Origin of the sequence: Candidatus Villigracilis proximus, from assembly GCF_016717045.1 — a bacterium.
In the GTDB taxonomy this organism is placed as follows: domain Bacteria; phylum Chloroflexota; class Anaerolineae; order Anaerolineales; family Villigracilaceae; genus Villigracilis; species Villigracilis proximus.
In genome coordinates this window covers 593,556-612,805 of record NZ_JADJUO010000001.1, presented here as the reverse complement: position 1 = coordinate 612,805, position 19,250 = coordinate 593,556, and the positions used below count along the sequence as shown (strand labels likewise).

Here is a 19,250-nt window from a genome sequence, read left to right as displayed (position 1 = left end):
ATCTGAAACATTATCCGAAAACCAAACAGAATTGAAAAACAAAATGAGAGGCGGCTAATGAACGCACCAATTTTGGAAAAGAATAGCTCTCAAAACAACAGACCATTCATTATCGCCGTTGTCTTTCTGGCGGCAATCCTGGCAAATTTTATCCTGAGCTTGTTCCTGGGCTTTCGAACCGGCGAATGGCAGCAATTTGTCCGCGCAGGAGTTGTATTTGCATTTGGTGTTGCAACAACCATTGCCGCCTTGCAGATTCGACGTGGACGTTCTGAATTTGGAATATACCTGATCCTATACAGTTTTCTGGCTTCGTTGATTGGAACAGCGCTTCTGCTTGCCAACTTTGGGCTGATACTGGGTCTGATTGAAATTCTTCTTACTGGCATTGTGGTAACCCTGGTGTTTTCACGCCCAAAATCTCTTCGGATGATTGGCATCGCAATCATTGCTGCAATAATCACCTTTGGTTTGGACTTCTTCCCGCTTTCCTACCGTATACCAGCGCCATCAACGCTTACAAAAGGGTTGCCGATCATTGCAGGAGCAGTAATTCTGGTTCTTGCAGGTTTGGTCATCTGGCAAACAATGAATGGCAGAAGTCTTCGCAATAAGATCCTGGTCCCAATTCTGGCTATTTCAGCAGTAATCCTCAGCGGCATTATTGCAATTGGCGCCGTCCAAACAAATCGAAGCATCATCGCCTCGGAAAATGAACGCCTGTTAAATTTGAATGAGATATTCAACAATCGCATCTCCCTCCTGGAGGACTTTTCTGTTGCCCTCGCTACCGAAGTTGCTAATAACCCCGTAGTACAAGAAGCCTTCGCCAACAAAGACCGCGAACGTTTGATCGAGTTAACGCTCCCCTCCTATTTAATTCTTAACCAGGAATATGATATTCCTCAATATCAATTTCACCTTCCTCCTGCTACCTCATTCCTGCGCCTCCACCAATTGGATCAATACGGAGACGATCTTTCTTCATTCCGCTCCACAGTAGTAGCAGCCAACGCAGAAAAAAAGCCAATCGCTGGCATTGAAATTGGACGAGGCGGTTTGGGCGTGCGTGGTGTTGTACCAGTCAACTACCAGTGAACACACACCGGAACTGTTGAATTTGGCTTAAATATTGACCAAACCCTCTTGAATGAACTTCAAACAAACTATGGGGATGAATGGCAAATTCTGCTTCTGAAGGAACCAGCAGACATTGCCACTTTCGTATCCACCCGGGCCGATATTATCCCTCCTCAACCAGATCTTGTTTTCCAGGCCAGCACAAGTGAAACGCCTGTCTTTTCATCACTCGCAGGATACAACAAAGCGCTGAACGGTGAAAATAACCTCGAGATCGTCTCTTTTGACGGTGTAAGCTATGCTGTTCTAAGCTCACCGCTGTATGACTTTTCAGGAAACATCATAGGCATCATAGATATCGTTTCAGATCAGACAGAAATTACGCAACAACAAAATCAACAGACAACAACCCTGATTGTAGTATTAATCGTAACAATGCTTTTAATTGGTACGACAGTCTACTTTCTTGTAACAAAAATCCTTGATCCGATTACCCCTTTAACAAAATCAGCACAAGCAATCGCCGCAGGAGATCTAAACCAAACAGTCCTTGTAAACAACCAGGATGAATTGGGTGTGCTGGCTCAAACATTCAACCAGATGGCGGCAGAACTAAAAAATCTATTTGGCACTCTGGAACAACGCGTGGAAGCCCGCACCAAGGATCTTGAAACTGTGGCTGAAGTGGGAACCGCCACAGCCACCATTTTGGATACCAATCAACTCCTGCAAGCCGTGGTGGATCTCACAAAAGAACGCTTTAACCTCTACCACTCACACATTTATCTATTGGATGAGGATGGTAAAAACCTGGTACTGGCACGCGGCGCGGGCGAACCTGGCCGTCAGATGAGAGAAAAGGGACTCTCCATCCCGCTCAATCAGGCGCAATCATTGGTGGCACGTGCCGCCCGCGAACGAAAAGGCGTTACCGTGAATGACGTAACCCAGGAGCCGGACTTCCTGCCCAATCCGCTGCTGCCCAATACGCGCTCCGAGCTTGCCGTTCCCATGATTGTCGGTGGAAAAGTGATCGGCGTCTTCGATGTGCAGTCGGATGTAGTTGGACGCTTCACAGACGCAGATATCAACGTTCAAACTACTATGGCAGCGCAGGTTTCCACCTCCATTCAAAATGTACACTCCTTTGAACAATCCAAAGCGCAGGCTGATCTGGAGTCACTGGTAAACACCATTGGGCAAAAGATCCAACGCTCCACATCCATCGAAGAAACACTGCAAATCGCCATCCGCGAAACCAGGTTCATCCACTGGCGTCGTACGCGTGCAGGCAAAAATCGGCCGCTCAAATGGCGACAACTAGACAGGAACAGTGATGAATAATTCCTTATCTCACAACCCAACTAATCAACCTGCCCAAGGCGATCTATAAATAGACAACGTGTATTTTGGGCGTCGATCATCTTCACAGCCGTTGCCGCCATATCGTTTGTATTTTCCTTCTTCCTGATCGGCGGGTCACCGGTCTGGCAGAGTTACTTAATCTTGGCGATCACAACCATTGCCCTGATAGTGGATGTGATTAGTGTCGTATTAATCACGCGTGGTCAATTGGAACAGGGGCTGAAATACCTGTTCTGGTCCACCCTGTTCACGGTCCCTCCGAATGCCTTGTTGGTTACCAACACCACACCATTCCTGATCTCCATTATTGTTGTGGTTAGCAGTATCCATATTTTCTATTTGCAGCCGCAGGCATGGCGTAAGAAATATCAATTCGCGCCCATTATTGCCTCTATTTTGACAGCCTCCGTCGAGGTCTTTCAGCCGTCCTTTCGGCTGGAAATAACCGGTACGAGTCCCACATCTAATTTTTCGGTCCATTGATCCTGGCATTTTTGGTCATCAGCCTGATCGCCCTGGTTGTGCGTCAGGCTTGGGCTGGCAATATCCGCTTGAAGCTGGTTACTTCGTTCACCGTGATCGCCTTGATCTCAGTGGCTATTGTAGGGACGGTTGTGTATATCAACTACCGCAATCAGGTGCGTGAGGATATCCGCCAGCGTCTGTTGAATATTGTAACCATTACCGCCATGCGACTGGATGGTGATATGCACGCCACCCTTCAAACCCCGGAGGATATGCAAACCGAAGCCTATCGGCAAATGATGGCGGAAGGTGATGAGATTGTTGCAACCGACCCCGACCTGATATTTTCCTATACGATGCGGTTGAATGAGCAAGGCCAGATCTATTTTGTGATCGATTCGCGCCGGGCAGATGACACCGAACGCATTGATATTGGAACGATTTATGACGAACCCAGCGAAACGCTGCAGGCCTTTTTCAAAGCGCCTGACCGTCCAATCGTTGAGAAAGAGATCTATACTGATGCATATAACTCAGTTCTTTCCGCTTTTGCTCCATTTTATCGGGCTGATGGGTCTCTGGAAGGGATTCTTGGGATTGATATTGCCGCGGATGCCGTTCTTGAGAAGGAAAGGGAACATACTCTACCTGATTCTTGGAACAACCCTTGGCACGATGTTCCTCGTCACCCTGCTCGGTCTGTACCTGGGCAATGTCTTTACCAACCCGATCATCCGCCTCTCGCAGGTCGCACAGAAGATCGCTGCAGGCGACCTGAGCGCACGCGCCAAAATCGAAGCGACAGACGAGGTTGGCGACTTAGCCGTCACTATCAATACGATGACCGCCCAACTCCAGGAAACCCTGCAAAGCCTGGAACAACGCGTCGCAGACCGCACCCGCAACCTCGAATTAGCAGCTGAGGTGGGTCGCTCGGTCTCACAGGTAGGCGCGCTGGATGTGATCTTGAAGAATGCCGCCGAGATCATCCGCTCACGCTTTAATCTTATTATGATGCAAGTCTATCTAACGGATCCCTCTCAGACGAACCTGCTCCTGCTTTCTGGAACGGGAAAAGTGGGTGAAGAGTTATTAAGTCGCAATCATCGTTTACCGCTCAATACAGGCTCGATCAATGGACGCGCCGCCATTGAGAGAAAATCTGTAGTGATTACAGATACAACTGCCAACACCACCTTCCGTCCCAATCCGCTCCTGCCGCACACACGTTCTGAAATGGCAATGCCGCTACTCGTCGGTGATAAGGTGGTAGGCGTGTTGGATCTGCAAAGCGAACAAACCAATTCCTTAAATCAGGAAATCCTACCGGCGTTCGAAGCCCTCGCCGGTCAATTAGCCATCGCCATTCAAAACGCAAGCCTGCTCGCTGAAACCGAACAAGCCCGCGCCGAGGTGGAATCTCAGGCACGCCGCCTGACACGCGCCAATTGGGTGGATTATCTGGATGCCATCCACAAACCTGAAGAGATCGGATTTGTGTTCGAGCAAAATAAGATCAGCCCGCTGACACAAGCACAGGAAACACAAACCGCCGAAAACAGCAACGCGTTTAGTGCGCCAATCTCTGTCACTGGCGAAGCACTTGGAAATTTGATTGTGGAGATGGAAGGACAAAACCCAATCGCCCGCACATCTGAACTGGTGAATACGGTGGCGCGACAAGTGGCGCAGCAGATCGAAAGCTTACGCCTGCTGGGCAGCGCCGAGCGTTACCGCGCCGAAGCGGAACAAGCCTCCCGCCGCTTGACGCGTGAAAACTGGCAGGAGTACAAGCAGGCAAATACAGAAAAAAGCTTGAGCTATCTTTACGATCAGAAGGAAGTCCGTGCTTACAACCATGAGGGCAATGAACAGCCCCAAAGCTCTGACCTTAATCTACCGCTCAAGATACGTGACGAAGAAATCGGACAGGTCGTTGTGCAAGGCATGGATGTCAATAACTTGGATAATCTTAATCTTGCCAGTGCTGTTGTTGAGCGCCTCAGCCAGCACATCGAAAGTTTGCGCTTGCTGGAAAAGACAGAAGAAAGCCGTTCTGAAATTCAAACCAGTCAGGAACGTCTATCGGAAGCGTTGGGAATTGCGAAGCTTGCCAACTGGGAATACGATGTGGAGAAAGATCTCTTCCAATTCAATGACAATTTCTACGCGGTCCTACATACCACCGTGCAGGAAGTTGGCGGATATCAACTCGCCTCTGCCGATTATGCTTCTCGATTTGTACATCCCGACGATGTGCCTATCGTAGGCGTTGAAATTGGGAAGGCGCTCAGTTCCACAGAGAGACATTTCTCATCTTCCGTTGAACATCGGGTGATATTTGCCGACGGCGAAGTGGGCTATCTTTCTGTAAGTATTCAGGTCGAAAGAGATGAGGAAGGCAAGATCACCCGCTACTATGGTGCGAATCAGGATGTTACAGAACGCAGGCGCGCGGAAGAAGAACTACGTACCCGTGAAGCGCAATTGTCAGCGGTGCTCAAACAAACGGAAAAACTATTTGAAGCCAGCCGAAGACTGACACAAGTCGGAGACTTGCAGGAACTGGTAAAAACCACCGTTGAAATATTTGATATTTCTGTGATCAATGGCGCAGAGTTGGATCTGTTCAGCTATGACTCCAGAGGTGACCTTGAGAGTCTGACGGTCATCGCGAACTGGTGGAATGGCGCCGGAACAGCCCCGGGAGCGGTCGGCTCGCGGTTTTCAAAGGAGATGTTCTCAGCTGTAAAACTGTTCCTAACCTCCACACCGGTATTTATCAGTGACGCATTGGACAGTGAACGCGTGGACGCCGGCATGATGAGAATCGTCAAGGCATTCAATATCCGCGCGGTTACCTTCCTGCCTCTGTTTATTGGTGCAAACCAAATTGGTGTTCTGGTAATGCACGCTGAAGAGACGCATGATTTCACTGAAGATGAAACCCGCCTGTTCTCAGGTCTGGCGCCGCAAATCGCCACCGTTTTGGAAAACCGTCATCAGTACCAACGCGCGCAACAACAGGCTGAACGCGAAAGCACGCTCAACACGATCAGTCAGAAGATCCAAAGCGCTACCACGGTGGAAGCTGTGCTTCAAATTGCGGCACGTGAACTGGGCCATGCACTGGGCGCTCCCATGACGATCGCTCAATTAAGCATGAAAGACAAGAAATAAACAGCGCAGGCCAGGAGACATTATCCATGCCCCCCGATGACAAATCACAAAAACGGGTTGAAAGACTCTTTTCGGATATTGAGCACATCGCTCAACAGCCGCTCTCTACGAGCGGGAATAAACTCACAGAAAGAGAATCAGCTTCACCCGTTACGAATGAAGCGTCTGTTTCTTCATCCGCAAAAAACACATCCACGGCATTACGCGAATTGGAAGCGCTGCGCTCACGTATCCGCGAGTTGGAAACCCAGCTTAATATTGCGCCGGCACCTGCCACCCTTATTTATGAAAAGGAAAAAGTTGGCTACGTTTACAGTGATGACCATATCATGCCGCTTCCAATGGCCGACCTGCCGTTGGAGAATTCAGAGCATGGCATTAGAACTCCGTTAACTGCAAGCGGTGAACCGATCGGAGAGATGCAGATCGAACCGCCCGCAGAACGCAACTGGACACCTGAAGAAAAGGAGTTGGCAAATTCTGTTGCGCAACAAGTTTCGCTGCAAATTCAGAATCTGCGTTTGCTGGCCGCAACCGAACGCGCACGCGCCGAAGCCCTCTCTGCCAACCGCCAGTTCACCCACGAGAACTGGGAATCTTTCATGGATGGCATCCGCAATAGTGAACGTATCGGATACGCGTACGATCAGGCTGCGGTGACTCCGTTTACTGCGTCATCTCCAGATCAACACGATCTTCAGGAAACCATTAATGTACTTGATGAACACGTTGGCAATCTCTTCTTAAAAACAGATCCAACACGCATTCTGACAGACGAGGACAAGGCGATGGTATCGACCGTTGCGCGCCAGATCGCGCAACAGATCGAAAGCTTACGCTTGCTGGCCGAGGCTTCCCGTGCCCGGACCAATGCGGAAGAAGCCACCCGCCGCCTGACCCGTGAAAACTGGCAATCCTTTACCGATCAAAAAAATGACACCCTGAGTTATGCCTATGACTCCATTCAAGTGACGCCTTATGGAAAGACACAAATCCCTCAGGATATTTCCTTTGAACAACCACTTATGGTGCGCGGTGAATTCATCGGGCAGTTGACAGTGGCTGGCTTAAAGGATGTTCCGCCCGGCGCGATCGAACTGGCGAACAACATCGCCGAACAGGTCAGCTTGCACATTGAAAATCTACGTCTCTTCGAATTGAATGAAAGACGCGCCCGTGAATTGGAAACTGTGGCGGTTGTGAGTACAACTGCATCCACCGTGCTGGACCCGGATGAATTGCTGCAATCAGTAGTGGATCTGACAAAAGAACGCTTTGGTCTTTATCACGCACATCTATCTTGCTGATGAATCATGGAATACACTATTACTCGCTTCAGGAGCAGGTGAGGTCGGCAGGCATATGGTAATGGCCGGTCATGCCATTCAAATGGACAAGGAAAAATCACTGGTCGCACGCGCCTCCCGCGAACGCATCGCTCTTATCGTTAACGATGTGCGCCAGGAACCTGATTTTCTCCCCAACCCATTCCTGCCCGATACCCGCTCAGAAATGGCAGTGCCCATGATCTCAGGCGATAAGGTGATCGGCGTCTTCGATGTTCAATCAAGTTCAACCAGTCACTTCTCACAGGAAGATGCCAACATCTACACCACGCTCGCCTTGCAGGTGGCCGTTGCCTTGCAAAATGCCCGCTTATATGTGGAACAGTCTGCAACAGTAGCGCAGCTGCGCGAACTGGATCGCCTCAAATCATCCTTCCTCGCCAACATGTCGCACGAACTGCGCACACCGCTCAACTCCATCCTCGGCTTTGCAGATGTTATGCTCGAAGGGCTGGACGGCCCGTTGACCGATTACATGCAAAACGACCTCGGATTGATCTACAAGAACGGTCAACATCTACTGCATCTGATCAACGACGTGCTTGATATGGCGAAGATCGAATCAGGCAAGATGAATCTCAATATTGAGAAATTCAACCTGCAGGAGACCATTGAAGATGTAACCAGCATCACATCAACGCTTGCAAACGAAAAGAATCTGGCACTCTTCATTGAACCCGACTCAGACCATGAAGTGGAGATCAATGCTGATAAAATCCGTCTGCGTCAGGTAATGATCAACCTGATCAACAACGCCATCAAATTCACAGAAAAAGGCGAGATTGCAATCCACGTGGCGCGCGAAGCGAACAACGTGCTCATCAGTGTAAAAGATACCGGCATCGGTATCCCGATCGACCAGCTCGAATCAGTCTTTCAGGAATTCACCCAGGTGGATACCACCACCACCCGTAAAGCCGGCGGCACAGGTCTCGGCCTGCCCATCAGCCGCCGCCTGATCGAAATGCATAGCGGACGCCTGTGGGTTGAAAGCTCCGGCGTAGACGGCGAAGGGTCTACCTTCTACGTTTTCCTGCCCATCGAAGCCAAAATTAAAGAAGATGAACCAAAGGTAAAATAACATCATGGCAAAGCCAAAATTTCTGCAATGCGCCGTCTGTGGCAACCAACAACCTTACGAGCCCTTCGTGCCGGCCATTTGCAAAAAATGCGAATCACAATGGCTTGAAGCAAGTTACGATTTCGAAACTTTTAAACGCGATATCCTGCGCGGACTGCCCGGCCGCCCCACCAACATGTGGCGCTTTCAGGATGTCTTACCGCTCAGCGATCCCTCCGCTTTAGATCTCTACCCCGCTGGCGGAACACCGCTCTGGCTGTCGCAACGCTTCGCGCCCAAGCTGGGGCATGATCGGGTGTATTTCAAAGACGAACGCTACGGCCCGACATCTTCTTTCAAAGATCGTCAAGCCGCAGTTGCTGTGGCCGCCATGAATGAAGGCGGCGTACGTGAAGCCGTGATCGCATCCACTGGCAACGCGGCGGTGGCATTTGCCGCAGCCTGTGCCCGGGGTGGAATCAAACTCTGGGTTTTTATGACCAGTTTGGTTCCACAGGAAAAGTTGCGAGAAGCCGCGCTCTTCGGCGCCGAAGTCATCCGGGTCAGCGGAAATTACGATCAGACAAAACAGATCGCGAGTCAATTCGCACAGCGCAAACATCTGCTGCTGGATCGCGGCGCAAGTTCCATCCCTTCGCGCGAGTCGATGAAAACCATCGCCTATGAAATCGTGGAACAACTCGGCTGGCGCGCACCTGATTGGTATATTCAAGCCGTCAGCGGCGGCATGGGACCGATCGGCGTGTATCAAGGCTTTAAAGAATTATTTGATATGGGGTTGATCCATCGCATTCCAAAGATAGCCGTCATTCAGGCCGAAGGCTGTTCACCAATGATCCAGGCCTTTAAAGCCGGCAAAGACACCGCCGATGCAGTTGTGCCCGATACGCGTATTATCATCCTCTCCACCGGCGATCCCGGCAAATCCTATACCTATTTGTGGAACATCATCCAAAAGTATGGCGGCACCATGGAATCTGTGACCGATGCAGAAGCCTTTGACGCCATGCGTTCCCTGGCCAAAAGCGAAGGCATGGCCGTGGAGCCTGCAACCTCGGTTGCATTTGCCGGCCTTGAAAAACTATTGAGAAATGGTACGATCAGCAAGGAAGAGACTGTGGTGGTTAACTGCACCGGCCATACCTTCCCCGTTGAAAAACATGTACTCGGCGATCAATGGGCAGTTGATGTACACTTGAGCAAGGATCAATCCCCTGCCCCGCAGGAAGGTCTGCAAGCCGCGCTTGAGAATCTCGACGAAAAGGTCACCACCGTTTTACTGGTGGACGATAACGCAGATGATGCGCTGCTCATCCGCCGTCTGCTTGAAGGCAAAAAATCATATCGTGTACATCATGCCAAAGACGGCTGGGAAGGTCTCGCCATGGCGCGCCAGCATCTGCCTGATCTGATCGTCAGCGATCTGACCATGCCTGGCATTGACGGCTTTGGATTTGTGGAAGAACTAAAACTTGACCCGCGCACAAAGGATATTCCGATTGTTATTGTCAGCGCAAAAGATATCACCCTTGAAGAACGAAATCGGCTTAATGGCCGAATCGAAGCGTTATACCAAAAAGGCTCATTACCAACGCGCAAATTCGTAGACAAAGTAATCAATGTCATCGAAGACAAAAATGGAGCCTAGGAGAGAAACATCATGGGAAGTAATATTTTATACATTGAAGATAACCCCGATAATATGATGCTCGTCAAACGCGCACTTGAAGCGCGCGGTTATAAATTGTTATCAGCCATGAACGGTATTGATGGTGTATCTGTGGCTGAAAATGAAGATGTGGATTTGATCCTGTTGGATATTAACCTGCCCGATATCGATGGGTACGAAGTGGCGCGCAGAATACGAGGCAGCAACAGGAAACATGCGCTAACCTATGTTCCGATCATTGCCGTTACCGCCAATGCATTAAAAGGTGACGCCGAAAGAGCACTTGCCGCGGGTTGCGATGTGTATATGTCCAAGCCGATCAATATCCGTGAATTATGGGCGCGGGTTGAAGCATTTATACCCTCCTCGCTATAAATAAAGTCACCCAGTAACATTGCATCTCATCATACAACCATGACCCAAATCCTACTCATTGAAGATATCCCGGATAATGTGGAACTCGTGCGTAAAGCATTATCCAAAACCGGATACACGATCGTGCATGCCGCCGATGCGGAGACAGGTCTTGCAATGGCACTTGCGCACATCCCGGACCTCATTCTACTGGACCTCGGCCTGCCGGATTATGACGGTCAAACTCTGGCTGGCTGGCTGCGTGATGAACCCATACTTGATAAAACACCCATCGTTGTACTTACAGCCTGGCCTGAAGAAGCCGCCAAACAAATGGTTAAGAGTTACCAATGCAACGGCTATATTAGCAAACCCATCGTTAAAGTCAACGAGTTTATTGCCCAAGTTAATTCCTACCTAAAAAACTTTAGATGCAACCAGCCGACACAAGCAACGCCATTAAATTAATTCCTGCGAGTCAATTTAGCATCGAACAACTCGCCGCTATTTACAACCAGACACGTGTAGATTACATGGTGCCCATGCCCATGAACGCAGCACGTCTGGCTGACTATGTAGCGACCTATGATGTTAAATTGGAACATTCGCTGGTTGCTGCCACTCAGGATGGAGAAATGCTGGGCGTGATCATGCTGGGCATTCGCAAAGATCGGGCATGGATCACACGCCTGGGCGTATTGCCCAACACACGGCGCGGCGGAATAGGAAAAGCACTATTCAGTGGACTGATCGAGCAGGCAGCTCAATTGGATATAAATTTCCACATGCTTGAGGTTATCAAAAATAACACCCCCGCCCATCAATTATTTTTGAAATTTGACTTTCACGAAGTAGGTGAATTATTAGTTCTGCGCCGTTCACCGCTCACCCAGCCGCAAGCCCCGATCATAGCAGATGCGCAACGGCTGGACCGGAGCGAATCGTTAATCCTTGTCGGACATGACCGCGGCACCCAGCCCTGGACCAATCAATCTGAGTCACTTATCAATGCGAATGAAGTATCTGGTTTAATGCTCACACTGGCGGATGGCAGCCGCGGCTGGCTGGTCTATCAGCGCCAAAAATTTCTCCTGACCCGCTTTGCCTACAAAACCGAAGTGGGCGACCCGGCCACTGTGGCCTATGCCCTGCTCTCACATTTGCATCATCAATATCCACGCCTTGATACACAGATCGAAAATATACAGGTGAACGATCCGCATTTGCCTGCTTTTTATCAAATGGGTTATATCGAATCATTTCGCCGCATCGAAATGTGGCATGGCACTCCCCCATCCAGTCTGACCGGAATCAAAAACGCAGAATGAAAAAATCATTCTGCGTTTTTGATTCCGGCATGTTTAAAAATGTATATCCGTGAGTAACAAGCGATCCGCAGCGGCGGAAACGAAGGCCTGCTTGAAGTGGACTTCTCCCAATTGGGATGTAATCAGTTGAAACACGAATCTCTCAAGGGTATGCTTAAGGCAGCGCCTGTCACAGAGTGGAGTCTGCTTGATGCCAGAGACAAGCTAGAGCGCAGCATGAAGCGGATATTTCCTTCCATCCAAATGATTGCGCGTCTCATCATGATTTGCATCTGACAAAAAAATGGTGCGGACAAGTTTCTGTCCGCACCTGAGAATTATGGGGTTACATTATACGTTGGCAATGTCGAGCCGTTGGAGAAGATGAGATTTGGGAAGACGCCATCAGGAGTGAAGATCAATTTGTCGGTATCTTTAATGGCGGAGGAGTTTGCAAGCGCGATCTGTAAGGCAACGAAGGATGGATATTTTTCATACAGGGTTGCCAAAGCAAGTTCCTTGGCGATATCCACCAGAGCCTGTTGATCGGCGACCTTTTGTTGAAGCGAGGTTAATTCCAACTGCGCCTGTGTGTTGATCTTTTCCTGTTCGATCACCGCGAGTTCTGCTTCCAATTGCTGGCGTTTGATATCCTGCAAGATGGCCTGCTGCCGGGCTTCTTCCTGCAATTTGGATTGATCCACGCGGATGCGGCCTTCTTCAACTGCCTGTTGAGCAAGCGCTTCCTGTTTGGCTTTTTCTACATCCTGCTTGGCTTTTTCTGTGGAGAGACGACTCTGCACAATGGCATCAAGACCGGCCTGCACTTCGGGTGAGATCGAAATTTGCGGCACAGCCACATTGCGAACTTCCAAGCCCAGCGGTTCGGCGAGCCCGCTCAATTCATCGTCGATACAGGCGCGCAGATCATCACGGCCTGAACCGATCACGGCTTCATCGAATTTCTTATCACCTACACAAACCTTCATGGCCTGCAAGGTGAAGGCAGTCATGCGCTGCTGTAAGGATTCATCGTTCAAATAAATATTGCGATAGCGCGAATAATTGGAAATAACAATATCCGCCTCACGCGGACGGAACACATCAGCTGTGACTTCAAGCCCGATGCGCTGTTTGTCGATCGTGATCAGCTCGGGGTCATCGACTGTGATGGCGACCGCGCTGGTGGTGATCTTAACCAGATCCACGAACAGGCCGAAGTCGTAGGCGATGCCGGGTTGTAGAACACCCTGAATTTCGCCCGCTTCAATTGTCACACCTACCTGGTCATTCTCGATCACTTCAAAATACCAGAACGACTTGCTGACACTGGAAAATATAAAAAGAACGATAAGCCCGATTCCCAAACCGATCACCCAACTGGGAATGGCTGGCAGAAACGAAAGCCTGGGCTTGGGCGGTGTTGGATCTGATCCTGATTTTGACGACTGCGAATTTGGATTTTTCATTTTTTTCATCTCCTCGCTTGTAATGAGTTACCTGTTGATGTACGTTATTTTCTTATTTCAGTTGTAATAAATTGAAATGAATTATAAAATATTTAATTCATCCCAACGAAGGGATTGTACATTTTCTCATGCCCGACTGTCGTTTCAATTCCATGACCAGACAGTAAAAGTGTTTCATCGGGCATGGTGTAGATCTGTGTGCGGATGCTGTTTTCAAGCACATCAAAATCTCCGCCGGGCAGGTCGGTGCGGCCGACACTGCCATTGAAGATCAGGTCTCCGCAAAAACAGATATTTTCTTTTCAACATACAACACGCAGTGACCTTTTGTATGCCCCGGCGTAAAGCGGACTTCGAACTCGTTTGAGCCAAGTTTGAGTTTCATTCCATGCACAAAATCAATGGTCGGTTCGGGGCCGGGATCAGTATCCAGACCAAAGGCCGCTCCCCCGCCGCCAGAACGCCAGAGGACATGGTCATCGGGATGCAGCGCCACATGCGGCAGCGGATTAAGCGCATCTGCAATCGCAGCCGCTCCGCCAATATGATCGAAGTGCGCGTGCGTATACCAGAGATGACCAATACGCCAGCCGCGATCCTGTGCGGCTTTCAAAATGATATGTCCATCCCACGATGGATCAATCACAACAGCTTCCTTTGTTTCAGAATCCGCAACCAGATAGGCATTGGTCGATGCAGGGCCAAGTGTAAAAGAGACAATTTCAAGCATGGGCTTCCTTTCGGGGCATATAAATGGAACTAAAAATAATCGAGACTGCGATCAGTCCAATGGAGATCGGATAAACAATAAAGGGTGATATTTCAAATAAAATCCCGGCGATCGGCGGCGTAACGATCGAAACAACCGCGCTGACGGTTTCCATCACGCCATAGGTAACTCCCATTTGCGATTCATGCACAAGATCACGCGCCTGCGCCATTATCATCGGGCGGCCTGCGCGAAAACCGCCAAGCAGGAAATATCCCAGCGCAAAAATGGGCAGGCTCGTGCCTTTCCAAATAAACAAAGCGAACAACATCACCACCGCCTGCGCGGCTAAAAATCCCCAGCGCGGATTCATGCGGCTGAAGACCATTGCCATGATTGAGTTTCCCAAAGCGCCCGCAGTAAAGATCAACCCCGTTTGACTCAACGAAAGTCCGCGCACACCTTCGAGAAAATTGGGCGTAAGCGGCTGCGCGATATACATTGAAAAGATCGCAAAAGCCAGTACACCCATCAACGCGATAAATCTTGAATTGCTCAACAGCGTTGGCGGCGGAGAATCAGGGTCATGATGATAAAGCGGCTAATCTTCGATCAGGATCATAAAAATATTAGAGAAAACAAAATCAACTGCCGCAACCAGAAAACTCATTCGCATTCCATAATGGTCGCCGATCCATCCGCCAGTCACAGGTCCGAGTGCCATGCCCAAGCCAAACGTCGCAGTGGTCAAAGACAAGACAGTTCAAACAGGCCATTTGCCGCGCGCGCAGTTACATAACTTGCCAATGGAGATGAAACAAAAAGCGGTAAGTCCATAAGCAAATAGGCCGATCAGAAAAAGCGGCAGGGCCTGGGCAAATCCCATGAACCACAGTGGAGACCAAACCAAGCGCCCAGGCAATGGTCAGCAAAGGTCTGCGTCCAATTCGATCAGCCAGCCGGCCCGCCGGGAATATGCGTGATCGCCATCGAAAAACCAAATGCGCCAAGGATCAACCCAATCTCATATTTACTCCAGCAGAAATTGCAGATCCAGATAGATCGGCACAAAATTCATGAACATTCCTTCGCCAAACCCCCAAAGAAATAAAGCAGCGGCAACAAAAAATAAATTACGATTCAATTTTCCTCTATCCGTTTGATAAAATCCCGCGCCGCTTCAAACACCTGATGACGGGCCGCATCACGCGTAACAACATGGCCTGATCCTGTTACGAGTAGTTTTGTCTTGTCTGAAGCATGCAGAGCAACCAGCCCCGCGTAAATTTTCTCCATATTCTCAGGCAGCACATACGCATCATCTTTCGAATGGATCAACAACGTAGGCACGGTTATCTTTCGGCAAGGCTGTTTGCATCTTATCAAGCAACAGTTTCAACTCCGCCGCCGAGCGGATCGGATTTAATGGATATGAAATATGTCCCTTATAGGCTTCCATATCAAACCAACCTGCACCCGGCTCACCCTTGGTCTTTGGAAGATACGTTTTAAAATAACTATATAATTTAATTTGCCATGCGGGATATTGCGCTGTTAATTGATATGGTGCGGATATGGTCACGATCCCCTTCACATCCAATCTTGTAGACATCAGCAATGACAATGCGCCGCCCATCGAAAGCCCGACGAAATAAATTTCATCCACTGCGCCGCGCAGGAGATTGTAACCATCTTCAACAGAAGCAGTCCAATCGGTCCAGCGCGAACGGACCATATCCTTGGGACGTGTGGCGTGTCCCGACAACCTCACGCCGAGGCAGGTGAAACCAAGTTCACGATTGAGATATTCCCCCATCCAGCGCATTTCCTTGGGTGTTCCGGTAAATCCATGAATAAGCAAAATACCCGTACGCCCACCAGGTAGAAAAAAAGGTTCAGCAGTTTTTATGGTTTGAGTGTTCACACCTTGATTATATCAACGAGCCCGCGCAGTCCCAACTCATACGAGCGCCAGCCAAATCCGCTGACCTTGCCCTTGCACACCGCCGAGACAAAAGATACATGCCGAAATTCTTCACGCGCATACACATTCGATAAATGCACTTCGATGACAGGAATCACGATCGCCGAGATCGCATCACGCAACGCAACTGATGTGTGTGTATATCCGCCCGGATTGAAAACAACGCCGTTCGCCCAAGTCCGCGCATCGTGCAAGGCATCGATCAACGCACCTTCATGATTCGATTGCAGACATTTAACTTCCGCACCCAGTTCCTTTCCCAGCGCAACGATCTTTTCGTTAATATTATCCAACGTCATCGAACCATACACTTCTGGTTCACGCATGCCAAGCAAATTCAAATTTGGGCCGTGCAAAAGTAATATTTTCATTATTCCTCACTTTGACGATAGACCACAGACAATGGACGACATGGTCAATGGTCTATCGTCCGTCGTCCAAAACCGATTCCAAATCCGTCACTTCCACCAACTCCACTTTCCCGATCTCAACAGGCAATGCAAAGCGAATGGCCTTCGCATTCTTCTTTTTATCCACTCGCATCGCGCGGATGATTTCTTCTCGTGGCATTTCATCTGGAATTTGGATGGGCAGCCCCAACGCTTTGAGCGACTCTGTCACCGCATCCACCAACCCGACGCCTGCCAGCCCAACTTGAGCAGCATACTTCGCCTCGGCCACTGTGCCGATGGCAATCGACTCTCCATGACGCAATTTGAATTTACTGACAAGTTCCACCGCGTGCCCAACAGTATGACCCAAATTCAAAGCAGCGCGGATTCCTTTTTCATACGGGTCTTCCTCGATGACTTTGATCTTGACCGCCATCGCGCGTTTGACCACTTCTTCAAGATTGTTCTTCACCCAATCCAATCCACGCAGACAGAGCTTGAATAATTCAGGATCAGAGATGATGCCATGTTTGACCACTTCCGCCATGCCGGAGATCAACTCCGCTTCGGGCAGTGTTCCCAACAACTGCGGATCGGCCAGCACCAATTTCGGCGGATAAAAAGCACCTATCAGATTCTTGCCTTCGGGCAGGTCAAAACCTGTCTTACCGCCAAGAGATGCATCCACCATCGAAAGCAAAGTAGTCGGCACGCCCACCCATGCAACTCCACGCATGTATGTGGATGCGGCAAAGCCTGCCATATCACCCACCACGCCGCCGCCCAAAGCAATGACTGTGCTCTTGCGGTCCAGACCTGCTTCGAGGAATCCATGCCAAAGCTGACTGATGGTCTCCAAAGTTTTATAAGCCTCGCCCGCAGAGACAGTCAACACTTTTGGCTCGAAACCTGACCTCTGCAAGGCAGTCACTGCTTTTTCAGCATGGAATTTCGCCACGTTTTCATCTGTGACAATGATTGGGTAGAGTAATCCACGAGCCTTAAGCATTTCACCGAGTTGCTCAAGTCCGTTGTTTTGCACGATCGCATCATACTCCCCCATCGCGGAGAGATGATGTCGCCCAAGCATGACTTGAACACGATGCACATTCTGATCGGCTGTCTTCCCATCTACATGGATGAGCATGGGGAACGAGTTGTAATGGTCCGCACGTTTTGTGAGCAGAGTTGTGAGCTTTGCGCTTAAATCTCCAGCCAACAGAGGACGCTTGCCATCGTCATGGTGCAATCGTTCGAGCAGAGTGGGCAATTCAGCCATTAATAAAACAACTTTGCCATTGGCTTCAGCGAAGGCGCGGTTTTCATCACGCAGCAAAGCACCGCCGCCGAGGGCAACCACGCATTCTTTTTCATTTGATAAATTTTTCAAAGCCGCAGTTTCGAGATCACGAAAGACGGGTTCACCCTGTTTTTCCATAATATGCGGAATGGTATCGTCCGCATTCGTTTCGATCACACGGTCAATGTCAACGAAGGGCAGTTTCAGACTGCCTGCAAGTTTTTTCCCAAGTGTGGATTTACCAGTACCAGGAGGGCCATAAAGGAAGATGTGAGTCATAATGAAAAGGATGAACGTTTCGCGTAAAGGATGAAGGATGAATGGGACATGCTTACTTGTATACTTGTTTCCATGTTTACTTTCTCACTCCCAAAAAATATGTGGAATGTTATCCATTGGTAAATCTTCGAGAGTGGCTTTGCGCAAAGATTCAAAGCGCGGCTTCATTTCGTTGAGTGAGTCGCCGCCGAGTTTTTCGAGGAGAGCGTCGGCGAGAACGAAGGCGACCATGGATTCCAAAATTGGCACGGCGCGCGGGACGGGGCAGAAATCGGAGCGTTCATATTTGGTGGGAGATTCTGTCCCTGACGCCAGATCAACTGTCGGCTGGGGAAGAAGCGTGGTGGCTATCGGCTTCATCGCCGCGCGGATGATGATCGGCTGCCCATTACTAATTCCGCCTTCGATTCCGCCGGCCCTGTTGGTGCTGCGCTGTAATTGGTGATTGGTAACTGGTAATTGAATTGGATCATGGGCTTGTGTGCCGATTCGTTTGGCGTTCTCGAAGGCGTCACCGACTTCCACGCCTTTGATGGCTTGGACAGACATAATTGCCATCGCAAGTTTTGCTTCGAGGCGGCGATCCCATTGGACAAAACTGCCGAGACCAACAGGGAGATTGAGCGCAACGATTTCAAGGACTCCGCCCAATGTATTTTTGCCATGAATAGTTTTTTCGATTTCAGCACGCATTTGATTCGCAGAGGATTCAACAGGACAACGCACATCAGATTCTTCGGCGCGGGTGAAACGTTCTTCAAAAGGCATGTCGCCAAAATCGGTTTGGACTTCACCAATGGACGAAACGTATCCACCAACAATGATTCCGAATTGCGCAAGAAAATGTTTGCAGACAGCACCTGCGGCGACACGCATGGTGGTCTCACGAGCAGAGGCACGTTCGAGCGCGGGACGCAAATCTTTGTAGCCGTATTTGACCGCGCCGGTTAAATCTGCATGACCGGGACGTGGAGCGGTCATCTGCTCGATGGCTTTTCCTTTCCATTTGACATGGTCATCGTTTTGCACAATTAATGCAATCGGCGCACCTGTGGTCTCGCCACCCATCACACCGCCGAGAATTTGCACGGTGTCCTTTTCAATTTTCATGCGTCCGCCCGAGCCATATCCCTGCTGACGGCGGGCAAGTTCTTTGTTGATGATTTCTGGTGTGAGCGAAAGCCCGGCGGGGACGCCATCAAGAATGGTGGTCAATGAGGGTCCGTGTGATTCGCCAGCGGTGAGAAAACGTAAAGACATAAGAAACTCC

General features: G+C 49.7%; 17 protein-coding genes and 2 pseudogenes. 10 read left to right on the top strand and 9 right to left on the bottom strand.

The window, feature by feature from the left end; all coding sequences use genetic code 11:
* Positions 1 to 57: 57 nt before the first annotated feature.
* The 10 genes and pseudogenes from IPL71_RS03235 to IPL71_RS03190 all read left to right on the top strand — a co-directional run.
* Positions 58 to 1,446, top strand: a pseudogene (locus IPL71_RS03235) (cache domain-containing protein); the annotation flags it as partial.
* Between the two features lie 69 nt (positions 1,447 to 1,515).
* A complete protein-coding gene (locus tag IPL71_RS03230) occupies positions 1,516 to 2,424 on the top strand; it encodes a GAF domain-containing protein (RefSeq protein WP_345318813.1) in 909 nt (302 codons plus the stop codon).
* Positions 2,425 to 2,586: 162 nt separating this feature from the next.
* Positions 2,587 to 2,928 (top strand): hypothetical protein, encoded by a 342-nt coding sequence (locus tag IPL71_RS03225; RefSeq protein ID WP_345318777.1) that lies wholly within the window; start codon positions 2,587 to 2,589, stop codon positions 2,926 to 2,928.
* 657 nt (positions 2,929 to 3,585) lie between these two features.
* Complete coding sequence (locus IPL71_RS03220) at positions 3,586 to 6,090, top strand: GAF domain-containing protein (RefSeq protein WP_345318775.1); 2,505 nt, start codon at positions 3,586 to 3,588, stop codon at positions 6,088 to 6,090.
* Positions 6,091 to 6,116: 26 nt separating this feature from the next.
* Entirely contained in the window at positions 6,117 to 7,397 is a 1,281-nt protein-coding gene (locus IPL71_RS03215) for a GAF domain-containing protein (RefSeq protein WP_345318773.1), read from the top strand.
* Positions 7,366 to 8,517 (top strand): GAF domain-containing sensor histidine kinase, encoded by a 1,152-nt coding sequence (locus IPL71_RS03210; protein ID WP_345318771.1) that lies wholly within the window; start codon positions 7,366 to 7,368, stop codon positions 8,515 to 8,517. Before IPL71_RS03215 ends, IPL71_RS03210 begins: the two co-directional genes overlap by 32 nt.
* A gap of 4 nt (positions 8,518 to 8,521) precedes the next feature.
* A complete protein-coding gene (locus IPL71_RS03205) occupies positions 8,522 to 10,165 on the top strand; it encodes a pyridoxal-phosphate dependent enzyme (RefSeq protein WP_345318769.1) in 1,644 nt (547 codons plus the stop codon).
* A 12-nt stretch (positions 10,166 to 10,177) separates the two neighbouring features.
* The gene (locus IPL71_RS03200; RefSeq protein WP_345318767.1) at positions 10,178 to 10,561 is read left to right on the top strand and encodes a response regulator; all 384 of its coding nucleotides are present in this window, start codon (positions 10,178 to 10,180) and stop codon (positions 10,559 to 10,561) included.
* Between the two features lie 39 nt (positions 10,562 to 10,600).
* Positions 10,601 to 11,008 carry a response regulator transcription factor gene (locus IPL71_RS03195; RefSeq protein ID WP_345318765.1) on the top strand — a complete coding sequence of 136 codons (408 nt, stop codon included), beginning with the start codon at positions 10,601 to 10,603 and terminating at the stop codon, positions 11,006 to 11,008.
* Positions 10,972 to 11,868 carry a GNAT family N-acetyltransferase gene (locus IPL71_RS03190; RefSeq protein ID WP_345318763.1) on the top strand — a complete coding sequence of 299 codons (897 nt, stop codon included), beginning with the start codon at positions 10,972 to 10,974 and terminating at the stop codon, positions 11,866 to 11,868. The genes IPL71_RS03195 and IPL71_RS03190 overlap by 37 nt, the downstream gene beginning before the upstream one ends.
* 317 nt (positions 11,869 to 12,185) lie before the next feature.
* On the opposite strand, the gene IPL71_RS03185 is transcribed toward IPL71_RS03190, so the two are convergent.
* The 9 genes and pseudogenes from IPL71_RS03185 to aroC form a co-directional block, all read right to left on the bottom strand.
* Positions 12,186 to 13,316, bottom strand: a complete 1,131-nt coding sequence (locus tag IPL71_RS03185) for an SPFH domain-containing protein (protein ID WP_345318760.1) — start codon at positions 13,314 to 13,316, stop codon at positions 12,186 to 12,188.
* Positions 13,317 to 13,408: 92 nt separating this feature from the next.
* Positions 13,409 to 14,046 (bottom strand): annotated as a pseudogene (locus IPL71_RS03180) (MBL fold metallo-hydrolase).
* Positions 14,039 to 14,584, bottom strand: coding sequence for an MFS transporter (locus tag IPL71_RS03175; RefSeq protein WP_345318758.1), 546 nt, complete (start codon positions 14,582 to 14,584; stop codon positions 14,039 to 14,041). The pseudogene IPL71_RS03180 and the gene IPL71_RS03175 overlap by 8 nt, the downstream one beginning before the upstream one ends.
* Positions 14,585 to 14,626: 42 nt before the next feature.
* Complete coding sequence (locus IPL71_RS03170; RefSeq protein ID WP_345318811.1) at positions 14,627 to 14,776, bottom strand: MFS transporter; 150 nt, start codon at positions 14,774 to 14,776, stop codon at positions 14,627 to 14,629.
* Positions 14,777 to 15,165: 389 nt separating this feature from the next.
* On the bottom strand, positions 15,166 to 15,363 hold the full coding sequence (locus IPL71_RS03165; protein ID WP_345318756.1) for a hypothetical protein: 198 nt from the start codon (positions 15,361 to 15,363) through the stop codon (positions 15,166 to 15,168).
* Entirely contained in the window at positions 15,344 to 15,949 is a 606-nt protein-coding gene (locus IPL71_RS03160; protein WP_345318754.1) for an alpha/beta hydrolase, read from the bottom strand. Before IPL71_RS03160 ends, IPL71_RS03165 begins: the two co-directional genes overlap by 20 nt.
* Positions 15,946 to 16,380 carry a type II 3-dehydroquinate dehydratase gene (aroQ, locus tag IPL71_RS03155; RefSeq protein ID WP_345318752.1) on the bottom strand — a complete coding sequence of 145 codons (435 nt, stop codon included), beginning with the start codon at positions 16,378 to 16,380 and terminating at the stop codon, positions 15,946 to 15,948. Before aroQ ends, IPL71_RS03160 begins: the two co-directional genes overlap by 4 nt.
* 52 nt (positions 16,381 to 16,432) lie before the next feature.
* Positions 16,433 to 17,980: a 3-dehydroquinate synthase gene (gene aroB / locus IPL71_RS03150; RefSeq protein ID WP_345318750.1), complete on the bottom strand. Its 1,548-nt coding sequence runs from the start codon at positions 17,978 to 17,980 to the stop codon at positions 16,433 to 16,435.
* A gap of 84 nt (positions 17,981 to 18,064) precedes the next feature.
* Complete coding sequence (gene aroC, locus IPL71_RS03145; protein WP_345318747.1) at positions 18,065 to 19,240, bottom strand: chorismate synthase; 1,176 nt, start codon at positions 19,238 to 19,240, stop codon at positions 18,065 to 18,067.
* Positions 19,241 to 19,250 lie beyond the last annotated feature (10 nt).